General features: G+C 62.2%; 10 protein-coding genes. 2 read left to right on the plus strand and 8 right to left on the minus strand.

The genetic code is table 11. From position 1 onward, the window contains the following. Together trxA and VMH22_14335 are read left to right on the plus strand one after the other, a co-directional pair. Nucleotides 1–327 (plus strand): thioredoxin, encoded by a 327-nt coding sequence (gene trxA, locus VMH22_14330; GenBank protein ID HTW92865.1) that lies wholly within the window; start codon nucleotides 1–3, stop codon nucleotides 325–327. Between the two features lie 148 nt (nucleotides 328–475). Beyond that, nucleotides 476–1,891 carry an FAD-binding oxidoreductase gene (locus VMH22_14335; GenBank protein HTW92866.1) on the plus strand — a complete coding sequence of 472 codons (1,416 nt, stop codon included), beginning with the start codon at nucleotides 476–478 and terminating at the stop codon, nucleotides 1,889–1,891. A 21-nt stretch (nucleotides 1,892–1,912) separates the two neighbouring features. On the opposite strand, the gene VMH22_14340 is transcribed toward VMH22_14335, so the two are convergent. The 8 genes from VMH22_14340 to VMH22_14375 form a co-directional block, all read right to left on the minus strand. Beyond that, nucleotides 1,913–4,102 (minus strand): clostripain-related cysteine peptidase, encoded by a 2,190-nt coding sequence (locus VMH22_14340; protein HTW92867.1) that lies wholly within the window; start codon nucleotides 4,100–4,102, stop codon nucleotides 1,913–1,915. Continuing rightward, a complete protein-coding gene (locus VMH22_14345) occupies nucleotides 4,092–5,156 on the minus strand; it encodes a PorV/PorQ family protein (protein ID HTW92868.1) in 1,065 nt (354 codons plus the stop codon). The genes VMH22_14340 and VMH22_14345 overlap by 11 nt, the downstream gene beginning before the upstream one ends. 10 nt (nucleotides 5,157–5,166) lie before the next feature. Then, nucleotides 5,167–8,118, minus strand: a complete 2,952-nt coding sequence (locus VMH22_14350; protein ID HTW92869.1) for a hypothetical protein — start codon at nucleotides 8,116–8,118, stop codon at nucleotides 5,167–5,169. 9 nt (nucleotides 8,119–8,127) lie between these two features. Next, complete coding sequence (locus VMH22_14355) at nucleotides 8,128–10,983, minus strand: TonB-dependent receptor (GenBank protein HTW92870.1); 2,856 nt, start codon at nucleotides 10,981–10,983, stop codon at nucleotides 8,128–8,130. A gap of 12 nt (nucleotides 10,984–10,995) precedes the next feature. After that, on the minus strand, nucleotides 10,996–12,093 hold the full coding sequence (locus VMH22_14360) for a hypothetical protein (protein ID HTW92871.1): 1,098 nt from the start codon (nucleotides 12,091–12,093) through the stop codon (nucleotides 10,996–10,998). Nucleotides 12,094–12,432: 339 nt separating this feature from the next. Continuing rightward, nucleotides 12,433–13,548, minus strand: a complete 1,116-nt coding sequence (locus VMH22_14365; protein HTW92872.1) for a hypothetical protein — start codon at nucleotides 13,546–13,548, stop codon at nucleotides 12,433–12,435. Nucleotides 13,549–13,569: 21 nt separating this feature from the next. Then, the gene (locus VMH22_14370) at nucleotides 13,570–14,649 is read right to left on the minus strand and encodes a hypothetical protein (GenBank protein ID HTW92873.1); all 1,080 of its coding nucleotides are present in this window, start codon (nucleotides 14,647–14,649) and stop codon (nucleotides 13,570–13,572) included. Nucleotides 14,650–14,680: 31 nt separating this feature from the next. Continuing rightward, on the minus strand, nucleotides 14,681–15,007 hold the full coding sequence (locus tag VMH22_14375; protein ID HTW92874.1) for a hypothetical protein: 327 nt from the start codon (nucleotides 15,005–15,007) through the stop codon (nucleotides 14,681–14,683). Between the last annotated feature and the right edge of the window lie 995 nt (nucleotides 15,008–16,002).

A 16,002-nucleotide genomic window follows, 5' to 3' on the forward strand; every position in this document is an offset into this window, starting at 1 on the left:
ATGTCTGAAGTGAAGAACGTCAACGACGGTACTTTCGAAACTGAAGTCCTGAAGTCGGAGTTGCCGGTGCTGGTCGATTTCTGGGCGCCGTGGTGCGGCCCGTGCAAAATGGTCGGCCCCATTGTCGAGAGTCTGGCCGGCAAATACGCGGGCAAAATGAGGGCCTGCAAGGTCAACACCGACGAGAGTCCGTCAACTCCTGGAAAGTACGATGTCCACGGCATCCCGACCCTGATTCTGATCAAGGGCGGAAAGGAAGTGGCCCGCCACGTCGGTTACGCGCCCGAAGCAAACATCGCCGCCGTAATCGAGCCTCACTTGAGCTAGTCAGGCCCGGTCCGACGCCTATCCCGGAGCCCGGCTTGCGGCCGGGTTCTTCTTTCGAGCCAGAATCGAATTGAATCGGTAGAGCGCATCCAGCTCCTTCTGATCTGCGCCGCGGTTGACTGAGTCACGTGCGCGGATAGGCTAACGTATGACTTACCGCCCGCTTTCCCCGGTGGCCATCAGCCGACTGACCGAACTCTGCGCGCCCGAGCGGGTCATCACTGACCCGGCAGCGCTGGCCGACTACGGTCACGACGAGAGTGTTGAAACCCCGCACCTGCCCGAGGCACTCGTCCGAGCCGCCTCCACCGAAGAGGTGAGCGCGGTGTTGCGCCTGGCATCCGAGGAGCATGTGCCGGTCACTCCGCGCGGCCTCGGCACTGGCCTGTCGGGCGGAGCGGTTCCGCTGCGCGGCGGAATCGTACTGTCGCTCGAGCTGATGAAGGACACGGCGGTTGACACCGGCAATCTGATGGTCGAAACCGGGCCGGGCAGTACCACCGCCCGGGTTCAGCAGACCTGCGCCGACAGCGGTCTGTACTATCCGGTGGATCCGGCATCGCTGGATGACTGTTCCATCGGCGGTAACGTGGCGGAGAACGCTGGCGGCGCCCGCGCGTTCAAGTACGGCGTAACCGGGGACTACCTGCGCGGTGTTGAGGCGGTGCTCGCGTCCGGCGAAATCATTCGGTATGGCGGCAAGCTGCATAAGAACGTCGTCGGTTACGACCTGAACCGGCTGCTCATCGGCTCCGAGGGCACGCTGGCGGTGATAACGGGCATCACGCTGCGTCTCATCCCTAAGCCGCGCTACCTGGTTGACCTGCTCATTCCCTTCGAGCGGATGTCCCAGGGCCTGGAGCTCGTCGCCAGGCTGGTGCACGACCAGCGCCTGATGCCGGCCGTGGTCGAATTCATCGAGCATAAGGGCGTCTGCGCTGCGAACCAGGTGATGAAAGACGCTCTGCCGTTCCCAGATGCCAGGGTGCAGGTGCTCGTCGAGCTGGACGGCAACGACCGGCAACGGGTGATGGACGACTGCGTGGCCGTCGGCGAGCTGGCCATGCGACTGGGCGCTCGCGAACCGCTGGTTGCAGACAACCCGACCGACCAGGACCGGCTATGGCACGCGCGGCGCGAGCTTCACAACATTCTGAAGGAGGTCTACGCCGGCCTTGCTACCGAAGACATCGTGGTGCCGTTGAGCGAAATCAACACGACGATTGAGAAGCTCGAGCTGCTGGAACAGAAACACGGCGTGCCGATTGTCCCATGGGGACACATTGGCGACGGCAACATTCACGTCGGCATGTGCAGGGAAGACAAGACAGGGAGCAGGCAGCAATGGCTCGAAAGGAAGCGGGCCATTGTCTCTGACCTTGCAGACTTCGTGCTCAGCCGCGGCGGTCAGATCTCGGCCGAGCACGGCATCGGCTCGACCAAGAAATGGTTGATGAAACGGGCGGTTGGACCGCAAGAACTCGCTCTGATGCAAAGCTTGAAGCATGCGCTCGATCCGGAAGGCATCCTCAATCCGGGGAAGATTCTCCCTGATGAACAATAAGGCCCACAGGTGGCGTTGGACCTATTCCCTGGCGACCTTCGCGATTTTGCCGAGCTTCTTGAAGTCGCGGCTCTGGACCGCAACGAGATAGAGGCCGTCCGCCAGCGGTTTGCCCGCAGCGTTGTCCCCGTCCCAGTCGAGCACATGCCGGGTCACATCGTCGAATCGGCGCACGAGTGTGCCTGATAGCGTGTAGATGCGGACGTCCGTTGTTTCTCCGGCCGGGAAGTCCAGTACGAGCTTGCAGTCGCTGCTGAACGGTGCCGGCCGTGTGTACGGTTCGGCCCAAGTCTTGACCTCGACATTGTAGAACTGGCTCGCCATCGAGATGTTGCCGAACGAGTCTGAGGCCGTTACGAAATAGTAGTAACCAAGAGTGTCGTGCGGCACACCGAACACATAGGCGGTCGTGTCTGGAATGCCTTCGGCCACGGTGCGCATGGTGCCAAACGAATAGACCTTGATGTCGTCAATGAACACGCCCTGTCGGTTTATCCCGGCGTTGCTCACGTAGCGGAAGCGCAGATACTTCGCGCCGGCAGGCAGAAGATACCGCCGCTCGTTCCACGTCTCGTCGTCACCATAGAGCGAATCCAGTCCGTGCCACGCACTGCGGTCCGGCGACCATTCGACGTAGCAAATGTCTCGCAAGAAACCGGTGAGTGAATCCCAGTCTTCCTGAGTGGAGTACCATGCGTAGAACGACAGCAGACCGCCTTCCGGCAGGTTCAGCGGCTGGGCGCTCTCGATGGAGTTCGCGAGGTTGTCGGCCGATCCGGAGAAGAACGAGGTCTGGCCGGAATGGACCTCCTGCGTGCTCGTCGTCCAGCCGAGGTTAGTCCAGGCGGTGAAGTCATTGCAGTAGTCAGTGAATAAGACTTGCGGCTCGGTCACCTCGAAGAGGCAGTATCGCACCGGCGAGAGGTCGAAGCAGGATTCCCACCATAGCCGGACATCGTTACGCCCGCCGGCTTGACTTTGCGTGACAACCGGCTGCACCGGCCTAATGTCGTCGCTGCCGAAATAGCGATTGAGGAACTGCGGCCAGCCCGACTCCAGAGCGAAGCGCAGGGTCAAGTATGACTCGATTGAGTTCTTGAAGGCGAGATAGTTGTCCGGAAACCAGATGGCGGGACCGGAGGCGTGCTCAAATCCTGAGCTGCGCTCGTTGACGACAACTGCGAGGCGCAGCGCGGCACGAAGCGACTCCACGACCGGCATCGGGGGCGCTTCGGGGAAATGCACGTCGCCTGCCAGCCCAGAGAGGAAGTCAATCAGGTCCGCATGGAACGGGTAACCCGGCATCGTTTGGACACCGGCACGGGCTGCACTCACGGCCGGACTTGCCGCATCGATGCTGTCGCGAACGGTCGCGGACATGAGGTCTAGCGACTTGGCAAGCGCTGGCATGCCGAGTGCGGAGAGCTCGACTCTCTGCCCGGGGTATGACTCAACGTAATCGGAGCAGAAGCCGGGCAGGAACTCAGAAGGTTCGGCTGTGGGTTGGCTGGCAAGCCGGTCGAGCAGCTTGTCGTAGGGGTAACCGCCGGTTGGAACCAGGGCCTCGGATGCGAGCATGTAGTCGCAGTCGTCGCGGATTTCGTCGGCAACCTCGACCATGTCCATCAGGCAGGCGTCCAAGGCGAGTATTGTGACGCGCCTGCCCAAGGCTTGCTTGACGCCCGCCATTGCCTGCGCGAATTCGCCGCCGGCAACCCCCATCTCGTGACCGTACGAATCGTCGATGAAGATGGCACTCGTACTCGGCCCGTAGCCCGGATACCAGCCGTCGCCGTGGTCCCAGAGCACCAGCATGTAATTCGCGGCGGGGTAGCGACTTCGCAGGAAACCGGCAAAGTCCGCCAGCGTCGCCGGGGCAGCCATGTCGACCTGACCGAGGTCGGCCAGCGTATCCACGCCGCCCTTCTTTACGAAGTAGCGATGGCAACCTGGCAGGGGGTCCCAGACGGGTCGGTCAACCTGGACCACGACGTTGACGTCACTGGTGGACCCGACCTGTTTCATCTCGTCCAGATCGACGTTCGCCTGGTTGTCCATGTCGTTGTCCGCGGGCATGTACACGCCCACCGTCCATTGTGCGGCAGCCAGCGGCGACAGCGACAATACCAGCGCCAGCACCATGAAAGACCGCAGGGGCACGGCAAGCCGTGCCCCTGTGGCGCTGTTTCTGTTCGTCGGCCTAGAATCCAACCGTCAACTGCAATCGGTGGGTCGGTTTCAGGTACTCGAAGTAGCGGAACGTGTAATCGAGACCGATACTCAATCCGTGCACCGGCTTGGCGCGTGCGCCGAGTCCGGCGCATATTCCGGTCGACCAGCCGAGCTCATCTTGGTAGGAGTTGTCGGTATTGAGGACGTAGCCGCCGCGAAGGAAGAACGCATTGGCGATCCCATACTCAAGACCGAAGTTCACCGTCTCGTTGATGTCAGATGGATGGTTGATATCCAGTGCGGCCGTGAGACGAGAGTCTTTGTCTGGATTCTGGGCCTCGATGATGTCGTAGGCGATGCCGAAGCGGAAATTCGTGGGCAATCCAACCGGCGTGGTGCTGTACGAACCGTTTATCTGGCTGGGACCCGAGTCCGGCCAGGAGAAGCTGTAGTCCAGCTCCCGACCCGTGAAGGCAAGCTGCGTGCCGTAGTTGGTAACCGCGGCGCCGATGCGGAGGGACTTGAATCCGGTGTTGTAGAGTAGGCCGAGGTCGAAGCCAAACGCCGACGCGGACATGTCCCAGACAGTCTGGGTGATGACCTTGCCGGTGAAGCCGAAGGAGAGCTTGTCGGTAATGATGCGGGCGTAGCTGACCCCGACCGCCATGTCCGACGCGCTGAAGAAGAGACCGGTCCCTTCATCCTCACGAATCGTGGTGTTGGGATTGTCGATCGTAGTCTGCTCGATCTGGCCCATCGTTAGTGCGGTAACGTTCACGGCGATAGTACCGAAGCTAGTCAGCGGCAGTACGAAAGTGAGGTTGTCGTGGTTGACGTCGGCAATCCAGTTAACGTGGTTAACTTGGATCGTGCGGCTGACCCGGGCCAACCCGGCCGGGTTGAAGTAGGCGGCCGACGGGTCGTCGGCGATGGCGACGAAGGCGTCGCCCATTGCCGTCGACCGGCCGACTCCGATCTTCAGGAATGCCGCTCCGGTCGAGCCGACCTTGGAGAATGCAGCCTGGGCCGAAGAGACGAACGCCACGGACGCCAGCAGCACCGCGGTAAGGAGATAAGTGATTCTGTGTTTCATGGCTGCCTCCCTAGTGGATGAGGACAAGCTTGCCGACACACTCGCCGATCGGCGATTGGACGTGGTAGATGTACACGCCGGAGGCGATGAGCTGGCCCGAAACCTGGGTGCCGGTGCTCCCCGGTGACTCATTGGTAAAGTCCCACGTCTCGGTCCCGCCCTGGTCGAGCGGTTGGACCTTCGTATCTGTGTGCTTGATGACCTTCACGAGATCTCCGGCCAGTGTGTAGATGCGTATCGTGCATGTGTTGGGTAGATGGGTGAACCTGACGTACCGCTGGTCCGAGGTCTTCTCCCATCCGTTGAAGACGACATAGGGATTGGGCACGACCTTGACGTTGAGCTTGATCCTGGTAACGGTATCCGCCTGGCCTGGCACCGTGAGTGCCCTGTAGACATTGTAGAACGGGGCCGTGCCGTCAGCCTTGTGGCCCACCACGCGCCAGGTGTCGCCGGCCCGGATCGCCGAGAGCAATCCACCCAGCGTATCGCCGGACGGCTTGAACTCCACGTCACCGCCGCAGATGTATACACAGGCAGCCCGCCCGGTCAGGGTGTCGGTCGGATACCGGTTGGCCTTGTTCACAAAGGCCCAGCCGTTCGCGGCTGATTCCGGCATCGTAGTCCCAGTCCAGTGCGTCACCGGCACCTCGATGCCACCGTGGGTGACATCGAACACCTTGGCCGTCATGTACCGGGGCGTATTGCCCCAGACGATGATGTAGTCCGAGCCGCGGAACGCCCATGTTGTTCTCGCGACGTTGCCCGCTACCGCGCTCACCGACTCAGCCGGGTACTGCGCCGTGTGGACGGCGTATGCCGAATCGAAGGCCTTGGTCGGCGAGGCGAAGTGGAGGGTGCAGGTGAGCGCCAGCCCGTTGAACACCGGCAACGAACGCACGAACGTGTTACCGGCCGTGTAGTAGAATGACGCGGTATCAACGGCCAAGCTGTCGTTGCGCGCATCGGCGACGAAGTAGCTGTAGATTGCCGTGGAGGTGCCGCCGTAACGTGGCCCGAGGAACCGCAGTTCGTACGTGTCCTTTGTCACCTGCGCCGGCACGGCCACGCTGGCTCTTGCCTTCAGGCCGGCCATGGATTTGTGGGGAGTAAGAGTATCGGTCGTGTCGCCCACCGCGGTGGCGACCCTTGTCGTCGGCATCACGTAGTTGGGCGCATCCCAGCGAGGTACGGTCGTGAAGTTGGTTACGAGCCCGGAGCGCAGAGTGAGCGTGTCCCATTGTAGCGGGGTTCGGTGCAGAGAATCCCACTTCGTCGTCTGGTAGTTCCAATTGTAGGCGGTAACGCAGTAGTAGTATGTGAACCCGTTGGTTACGTTGGTATCAAGCAGGGAGTAGAACGTTCCGTTGTCCGTCGCCTTCAGCCAGAGGCTGTCGGGCAGGGCCGAGTCACCGCCCGGCGGATAGTTGAACTTTATCGAGTCGGCCAAGTCACACTGACCGATGAGCGCCCAGTCGGTGCCGTTCCTGGACCGGTAGGCGGCATACCCTTCAAAAGGGTATTTCCGGTATTTCGGATCCCAGCCCGGCTTGAGCGAGTCGCTCGCGACCTTCTGCCAGTAGGGGTCCGGCGTTATCTCGGACAGGTTATCCCAGACCAGACGAACCCGGTTGTCGCCCGGTACCATCGTGAGGTTCGGTGCGACCGGCGGCCCAGGCAGGAGCCAGCCCTGGTCATAGATGAACTGCGCCTGGTTGGCCAGCTTGGCCAGATGAACGAGCGAGTCGACCGGCCGGCTATCCCATTTCTGGTTAGCCCCACCGAACGGCGCACCCATGACGGCGACGATAAGCCGCGTCATCTTGCCCGGCGGCAGCGTGAACGGACCCGAGCATTGGATGAACCGCTTGTCCGCCGGAGCGACATCGAGCGCCGAGTCGTACGGCGAGTAGACGCCGGTCCGGTAGTCGAAGCCGGCCATTGTCAGGTACTGGGCCGCGTCGGTCACCGGGTCGATGTCAATCGTGAACTTCTTGAACGCGGTCATGCCCAGTCGCTGGCCGTTTGTGTCACGCGGGCTCTCGAGGAACTTGTACGCGATGACCCCCGGCGTGCCGGCGTCCCACAGCGTACCCGGGGCCTCGTAGCCGTCGTTGTCGCCGCAATACCCCACACCCGTCACCAAGCCGGCTCCGGGCACGTACGTGTTGAGCAGGGTTCCGACCATGTTGTCGGTCGCGACTCCGACGTCCGGGTCGACGCACGCGCCCATGTAGCATTTCTTCAACGTGTCAGTGGCGCTGGCGTTGCGCACCACGTAGCTGATGAAGAAGATGTCCTGATTCGACGGGTAGTTCCAGGCATAGACGGTCTGGAAGACGTCGATGTTCTGGGGCTTGCCGGGCGCAATGTGGTTTTCCGGCAGAACGTCCGAGTACGCGCACCACATGTCCTGGAGTGAAAAATTCTCCCTGGGCACGATGGTGTCGAGGTCGGACGACGTAACCCAGCGGCTGCGCGGCGTCGGCGGCCAGTCGGTCGGGTAAACGAACATCCGGTCGTCAGTGCTGCCCGTACCATCGGCGGCGTGCTCGACCGTGACCGGCGACATCTCAGTGCCGCCGGAGTTCGGGTTATAGCCGAATGAGACAAGCGTGTCCAGCTTGTCCGGGTTGGCGCTGTCAACTTTGATGGAGCCGAACCACAGACCCGCTCCGAAGAGGTAGCAGTTGTGGAGCGGCTGGGGCCAGGAGCCGCCGGCTTGTCCCGTACTGATCGTATTGTCGATGCCGTACTTGCCATCGTTGTAGAACGGGCACTTCCACCGGCTGATGTTGAGCCACGTCTGCGGGCTGTAGACACGGTGGCCGGGTGGCAGTGGGGTAGCGGTTCGGGCCAACGCCAGTGGAACCGCCAGGGTCGCGAGGAGCGCAAAGGCCAGGCAGAGGCGCGGGCCGGGGCCGGCAGGGGCCAGGCATCGTTGATTAGTCATTCTTCTCATCGTTGCTCCTTAGAACGACAGGCTCAGACCGACCCTGATCTTGCGCGGCGGACCGTAGTATGTCGGCGGGGTATTGGCGTCGGTGTAGGCCTTCATGTAGGAAAGGTACTGCTCGCTCTGAGTGATAAAGCCGTCGTGGTTGTAGTCGCGCGCCGGATGGTAATAGTAGTCGCCGAACAGGAACCCGGAGGCGCTAAACTGCTCGGGCGTGATGATGGCGCCGGTGTAGTCCGGCTTGCCGGTCGTGGAGAACACGTTCGTGATGATCTCGGTGTTCAGTATGTTCGTGATGTCGCAGGTGAGCGAGAACGCCAGGCCGAAGACGCGGAAGTCTTTGCCGATTCGGCCGTCGAGGTCGTAGCTGCTCGGCAGCCGGGCGGAGTTCGACAGTCCGATCTGATTGCCCTTCTGGTCGGTCGGCGTATACGGCGATCCCGTGTTGTAGCTGAAGACGCCCGACAGCTCCACGTCCCGCATCGGCACGACCTTGAAGTCGGACGGGAACAGGAACGCCAGGTCGGCATGGAGCGAGTGGCGGATATCCTGATCGAGGTAGTAGTCAAGCTGCAGCGGCGTCGTGCGCTGGTACTGAGTAGTGGCGGTCGAGGCCGTTCCCTTGGCAACCTGGTAGGTGTAGCCGATCGAACTCGACCAGTACTGGCTGAGGGTCTTCGACATGGTCGCCTCGAACCCCTGGATCCGCGCGTACTCGACGTTGTAGTACTCGGAATACGGCTGCGGCAGGGCGTGGACGACGCGCACACCCGCAAGGTCGAACACGTCCTTGTAGAACGCGGTCACGTCAAACTCGAAAATGTCCGACAACTGCGAGTCGAATCCCATTTCGTAGGCGATGGTCTTCTCCGCGCCCATGTCGGCGTTACCGACGATGACGTTGCCGCGGCTGCGCAACTCGGCCGCGGTCCGGTCGTTGTAGGTGTAAAGGTCGATGAACTCCGGGTTCTTGTAGAAGTGGCCGTAGCTGAAGCGGAACTTGACCCGCTCGGTAATCGGGTAGGAGAGACCGAGCCGCGGGGCCAGCCGGTACTTGGCCGGCACCGGCAGCATGGAATCGGCGATCACCTCACGCGAACCGAGGCTCTCCGGGAACGCGCGCACCTCTGCCTTCGAATCCAAGTAGTCGAACCGTACGCCGGCCCGCACCACCAGATCTTCGAAGTCGGCCCGGTCCTGGATGTAGGCGGAGGCGAGCAGCGGCTTGTAGTTGTACGCGTCCCAGAACGGATTCTGGTCCCAGGGCAGCGAGTTCTCGTAGACCGAGAGCGAGTACTGCGTGATGTCGATGCCGGTCTTGATTTCGTGGATTTTCGATACCGTATGGGTCAGGTCGACCTTGCCCAGTACCTGGTCGGTCGCGCGGTAGTGCCAGACCCCGGCATCGCCCTCGGTGTAGAAGAGGCTGGCCACGCCCCACGGATTGTCAACCAACTGGTATGGGGACTGCCAGTTCTTCTTGCCCGGGTGCGCGTAGACCGTGTCTCCGCTCGGCGAGAGCCAGTAAGACCGGTAGAGCTGGAGTATGGCGTTCTGCTTGTCCAGCCCCTCGGGGTTATTGAATACCCAGTCCTCGGCACGGAAGATGTAGCGGTTCCAGATACCGGCCTTTCGGAGTGCGCCCCAGACCCCGGTCGTGTCCGCCGCCTCGGCGTCGAAGTTGCGGTTGGTTCGAATCAGCGAGGTCTGGAACATGCCGACTTTCGCCTCGTAGACCGTGCTCTGCGAAAGCATATGGTTGATGGTGAAGTTCGCTTTGTACGACCGGACCCGGTTCGCGTAGAGCGCGGCCAGGTCATACTTCCAGGAGTTGCCCCAGGCCTGCCACTGGTAGTCAGAACCATAGGCATCGAGCGTAAACCTCAATCCCTGTTTCGTCAGGAAGAACTCCTTCGGCATCTGCAGGGTCACGTTACCCTCGAGCGCGTACTCACCGCGGGGTTCGTTGACCTTGTAGCGGACGCCGGCGTCGTCGGCGGTCCGGAAGAAATCCGCCGACAGGAAGTAGCGGAGACGGTTCCAGATCGGTGTCGGGCCGCCCAGCGATAGCGCGATCCGGTTATACCCGTAGTTATAACCGGTGTTCTGGGGGAAGAAGTCGTCGGTCGTGTAGGCAACGTGTCCGTTCGTCTTCTCCCCGCCCTCTTTGGTCACGGCCTTGATGATGCCGGACATGGCCTGACCGTACTCGGCGTCGAACCCGCCGGTGATGACGACAACCGACTGCAGGGCGTCGGCGGTCGGCTTGGGTGACGACCAGAGCGTGCCGACGAGCGCGTCCTGCGCGGACACGCCGTCGACCAGGTAGGCCACATCGTCGTACCGGCCGCCGCGGATGTGGGTCCAGCCCGTATTGGCGGTCTGGGTCACGCCCGCCTGCATGCCGACCAGGTCTGACAGGTTGGTCACCGGCAATCGCTTGAAGTCCTTGTCGGTGATGACCCGTTCCACCGTGACATTCGTCCGTTGCACCGGGTGCCACTTCTCGGCGGTTACCTCGACCTTCGTGCCGATGTCGATGACTGTGTTCGACATTTTGAAGTCGACGGTCGCGACGTTGTCCTGCACGACCAGCACGTTGGTCACCTTCTCTTCGTTGTAGCCCAGGTATGACGCGATCACGGTGTAGGTGCCGGGCGGGACGTTGATGATCTCGTACTTGCCGTCGGCGTCGCTGGCGTTGCCGAGTTCGGTCCCCTCGACCTGCACGTTGACCCCGGTCAGCACCTCGCCGGTTTTCCTATCCGTCACCTTGCCCTTGACCACGCCGGTGTTCGCGGCGAACGCCAGCCCGGCCAGGAGCAGCACGGACAGCGCCAAATATGAAGCGCGAAGATTGAAATTCCTCATCTCTCGCCTCCTCTACCGTATCCGAATCGGAATGCCCCAGACGACGGCATTGTAGCTGCCCTTTGCTTCCCAGATAACCGTCGCGGGGAGATGCTCGACTGTCAGCCGGTAAATCCCGGAGCTCAGCGAATCCAGTCTCACCGTATCCGTGATTGCATGCCGGTGTCCGTTGAAGTAGAAATAGTCAATGGCGTCGCCCGGGTTGGTGTACGGAGCGAGCAGCGCGAACCAGTCTCCCGGCGAATAGGTCAGCAGTTGATGTTTCGCGGAGTCCAGCGCATAGAACCGCTGGATGCCATAGTGGAGCGTGTCCGGTCGCAGCGCCACGGTGTCGAGCGTAATGCTGTCTTTCCGGCTGCTCCTGACGTAGACGTCGTAGATGGTGGGCGCGTCGTTCGGGTCGGGCGCATAAAACCGCCCGCCGCCGGCCAGTTTCCAGAGCCGCCACGTATCGCCTTCCTTCTTGAGCACGCAGCCCTCGACTGAGTAGCCGTTCAGCGGCTTCTGTATGACGGTATCGCACGGCTTCATGACGCTGTCGTAGAACGGCAGCCTGATGGTATCGCTCGGGTTCACGATGATGATCGAGTCCCGCAGGTAGGGCGTCTTCGCCCACGCGTGCATCCGCAAAGTGCCGGGGATCGTCTCGGCCATTGTCACCGTGCACGTCGTCTCGGCGTCGGGCGGAACCCACGTCGTCTCGGGCGGATTCACCGCGGAGTCGATTTCCATCACGGTATCCAGATTCAGATTGGCGGTGAACGTGTACTCGAACTGATGCGTGTCGAGCACATGCTCCATCTGGTTCAGCCGGAACCGCGGCGTGAACCGGTCGCCGATCATCTGCTTCTGCAGGACTTTCCCGGTGGTGCCGGGCAGGGCAGTGTCGCACATCGTCATTGCCAGCTCGGCCAACCCGGTTCGGAAGTAGGCCTTGTTGGCCTCAACCACCTGCTTGATGCCGGCCGTATCGTCCTTGGTCGGCCCCCAGAATCCCTCCGGCGCGGTCCGGCCGCAGCCGAAAATCGCCACGGTCAGCAGCGCACCCAGCGTCGCGCCGGCCAGCCTGCGCAGCCGATGGCGCCCGACCTGAACACACCACAGACTCATTCTGCCTCCCTTTGCTCTCTCACCGCCGAGCCGGTCGGAGCGATTCCCGCACCGGGAACGTTCCGCCGCGGCTGCGCGGCTACCTTATGTCACACCATTTGCGGGTCCCGGTCCGCGGCTCCCGCGGAGCACCCGAGGTCAGCCGGGACTCATCAAAGAACGAATGATTCAACAGCCGTCAGGCTGTCAAACGACCGACTGCGTATCGGCCGAACAAAATGGGCCGGTCAGCACGGTCGACCGCCGACTCAGGCCGTTCACGGCCCGAGTCAGTGAGAACTTTAGGCCGGAAAACCCCGGAGTCAAGCGGAACACGGTTTCCGGCCCGCGTGTCACGCATCACTCCATTGCCCGCGAGCACTGCCTCACCGCCGCAGCCTCGCCGCCGCGAACCTTTTCTGCCTCGCGGCGCAGGTAGCTCGCGATATCCTCGGCCTGCGGAAAAGCCAGCAGCTCGGTCAACTCCGGGTCTTCGCCGTCCGTCACCCAACGCTTCAGGAAAACTCGGGCCACCGCCGGACTGGCGCAGGCATCCTCGGCCAGACGCCGTGCCTGCTCCCGGGCGTCGGTCCGGCCGTGGTCAATGCACAATCTCAGGTAACATATCAACAGGTTGCTCAAGACTCGCGTGAAATCCTGCTCGGCCAGACCCAGCTCCCTGACCAATCGCTCCGCTTCGCGGCAGAGCTCGATCGCCTTCTCCAAAGCCGGCCGCGACTGCCTGCCCTGGACGTACTCCACCTGCGCGAGGCTCAAGCGCGCCGAAACCTGGTCGATCTTCTCGCCGACGCTGCCTTCCGCGCCGTCGGAGCGACCGGGAACGCCGACGGCCATGACCTGCCGGTAATAGTCCTTCGCTCGTTCGAAATGCCGGTCTGCCTGTTCCTCGCGCCCCGCGCGCCGCTCCCCTGCCGCCCGCGTAAATTCGGCAATGCCGAGCTGGTCCAGGAGCTTGAGCCGCTGCCCGGATTGCGGCGCGAGCTGCAGCGCGGTCTCGATGAAATAGCGGGCAAGCGCGTACGGCTCGAGGCCGTCGGGCAGCGCGCCGGTGGCAAGGTCGGGCATCAACTCGCGTATCGCGGACACGCGCTCCTTCAGCTCGGAATTGTAGCTCTCGCACTGCGACAGGCGTTTGGCGATTCTGTCCCGCACCGACTCGGGGTCCTGCGCGCACACGACGTCGAACCTCAAGTCCTGGTCGTTCGACCACGCGCGGAGCACCGACTGACCAAGGATGGCAATCACCCAGGACAGCCGCAGGCTCAGCGCCTGGACGTAGTGCTCGGAAGGCTGGTAGGCGATCGCCGTGGCCCACGAAAGGCAGGTCGGGCATGCGGCAAGGTGCTTGCCGACCTTCAGATACGGAAATGGCTTGTCCTTGGCTCTGGCCCAGTCGGCAATCAGATTCTGGACCAGGCTGCAGTTCGCGGAGCGGGAAGCCGGGCTGGCCGACACATTTTCTCCTTTTGCCTTAACTTAGCCCGGTGCGGCCTGCGCTTCCAGCTCGGCCGCCCAATCTCGCCTGACTGGCGGGACGTCTTCGGCGCGCCGGGGAGACATCCGCGACGCATTCCCGGCGTCGCTCGGCGGACGTGCCCCCTCGGATTGCGGCCCGAACAGCCGTGCGCAGAACGCCCGCCCCTCATCCCCGGTCAGCCCTAGCGCCGCGCAGCGCCTCAGAACCGCATCCCGGCGCTTGTACACGACCCACTGGTTCCGCTGCACCTTCCGTCCGACGTCCGCTGCCGTCATTCCCTTGGACAGGAGCCAGATGATGTCGCCGTCATCGCCCAGCTCGAGCAGCCACCGGACGAGGCCGAAGTGCCGGCCGTCGTGGTACGACCGCGCGACCCGCGCCAGTGTCCGGTCTACGCCGTCCATCGTCATGTCGTACAGCCGCGTCAGCTCGAAGCGCGACAGGTTTCCCTCGTACCAATTGTAGAACAACTCCTGGTCAACGGCCCGTCCCGGGGAGCTGCCGTTTTCCGGGCCGAGTGCGGTCAACAACTCCTCCGGGCAGGTACGGGAGTGCCTGTGCGCGAATTCCTCAGGCGCCGCGGCGACCGCGTTCTCCTCGTCCTCGCTCGACGCTGCCGACTCCTCCGGGATACTGTCGGTATGGTAGGACTCCGTCAGCACCTGATGGTACTCCTTGCCCAGCACCCGCAGCGCCGCGCGCAGGTACTGCTGGGGCGAGTACTTCTCGATATGGTCGATCAGGTTGCGGGAGAGGAACTCCATCGCGCGGGAGAGCGCAGCCTCGTAGACGTCGTTGTACTTCAGGCAGACGTCCAGCTCGCGGTGCTGCTTCGAGCCCGAGACGCGGATGGTCGCACCGCGCGCGAACTGCAAGAGCACGAGGTGGACCAGCTCGGCAAACTCCGAAATCTCGGCTTCGCTCAACCGCTCGTAACCGGCCTTGAGACCCTCGAACACCGCTTCCAGGGCCGCGTACGCGCCCTTCCGGTCGCGCTGGGCGATACCGTCGATCACCCGATCCATCTCGGCCAGGAGCGGCGACTCTAGCATCTCCTCCGGCCCGCTCGACGTTTCCATGGTGTCCGGTCAGACCATTGACATCTGGCGCCTATCTCAAAACCATCTGAAAAATGACCCAGATCCGGCAGAGCAACGAAACCCGGGCGGAATTGCCCATCGGTATCTGCTGTTGCAGCGTGGATGGTATCATGCCCGTGCCGATTGGGACGGATTGCTCGTCTGAAGTGTCTCTGACGACAGTTCCGAAGTAGAGGCGTGGGTTCGGATGGATGTCGGAGAGCAAGCCGAACTGAGGCGTCGCCACCTGTGCCCCCGCGCCGTGGCCCGTTGCGGCCGGCCCGGCAGGCATCGCCGATACGACGCTGGTCAGCGTGACCAGAGCAAGGATGGGAAAGAGCCTCTTGAAAATGCGCACGTTTCCTCCTCTATGGGTTATGCGCTGAGGCGCGACTTAGAGACGGCCTTATCGGTGTACACATTATTATATACTTCCCGATTGGAAAGGTGGCGCACCGCGCGCCTTGCCTCTCCCGAATAGATTCTAGTTCCCCCTGTCCCCGTGTCAATACGACGAACCGACCCTGAATCCGATACTTAACCACCTGATGAACGCAGATGGACACGGATGTAGTCTCCGGCCCGAACCCAATTCCGCGCCGCCGGCGTTGTTCCCAGTGTCGGCCGCCGCTGGGCGCCTTGAGTCTTGGCTTCCCCGCCCTGTGCGCGGTCCGGTCAGTCCTATGTCGGTTCCTGGGAACGATTCCTCTATAAGTGGCAGTAGCTCATGATGATGCCGACCGATCTCGCAGTCACTAGCCCCTGGTCCATGGTCCCGAGTCCCCAGCCCCTGATCCCAAGCCCCCAGCCACGGAGTCGGGCGGCGGCGCGACCAACAACTCCTCAGGTTCCTCTCCAAGAAACTCCACTCGTTGGTCGGAAGATTACCCGCAGAGTAATCCGGGAAGGAACTCTGACGGGAGAGCCGACTGCAACTCGGCAAGGAACCCGGGATTGAACCCGACTCGTTACCGGGCAAGGAACCGGACGAGGAACTCTACTCGTTGCCCGCGAAGCAGCGGAGGAAGTAGCGGTCGAGGTAACCGTAGAAGTAACCCTCATCGTTCCTCGGGAAGTTGCTCCGGTCGTTACCTCGGAAGCCATGTGCGGAGCTACGGGGGGAGCATAGGAGGGGTTGGGAAGGGAATAGGGGTTAGGGTATTGGGAATAGGGAAGTTAGGACAGGAATTGGTGGTTGGTGGAGTGTGTACTATATTGCAAGCGTGGCGGAAATGCCGTTGAAAGTGAGCGCGGCTAGTGGTTGCGGATGAGTGAGTTAAGTCTGTTTTCTCTGCTGTATTCTCGTGCATGGCTACCTTGCATGAGAAGTCGACCTGCTGTCGAGCGAAGGTG

This window comes from bacterium, from assembly GCA_035505375.1.
Classification (GTDB): domain Bacteria; phylum Hydrothermota; class Tepidihabitantia; order Tepidihabitantales; family Tepidihabitantaceae; genus UBA2258.

Excerpts from the sequence above, each read along its gene's own strand:
- trxA (HTW92865.1), top strand. The coding sequence starts at position 1 with ATGTCTGAAGTGAAGAACGTCAACGACGGTACTTTCGAAACTGAAGTC.
- VMH22_14370 (HTW92873.1), bottom strand. The coding sequence starts at position 14,649 with ATGGAAACGTCGAGCGGGCCGGAGGAGATGCTAGAGTCGCCGCTCCTG.
- VMH22_14335 (HTW92866.1), top strand. The coding sequence starts at position 476 with ATGACTTACCGCCCGCTTTCCCCGGTGGCCATCAGCCGACTGACCGAA.
- VMH22_14355 (HTW92870.1), bottom strand. The coding sequence starts at position 10,983 with ATGAGGAATTTCAATCTTCGCGCTTCATATTTGGCGCTGTCCGTGCTG.
- VMH22_14350 (HTW92869.1), bottom strand. The coding sequence starts at position 8,118 with ATGAGAAGAATGACTAATCAACGATGCCTGGCCCCTGCCGGCCCCGGC.
- VMH22_14360 (HTW92871.1), bottom strand. The coding sequence starts at position 12,093 with ATGAGTCTGTGGTGTGTTCAGGTCGGGCGCCATCGGCTGCGCAGGCTG.
- VMH22_14345 (HTW92868.1), bottom strand. The coding sequence starts at position 5,156 with ATGAAACACAGAATCACTTATCTCCTTACCGCGGTGCTGCTGGCGTCC.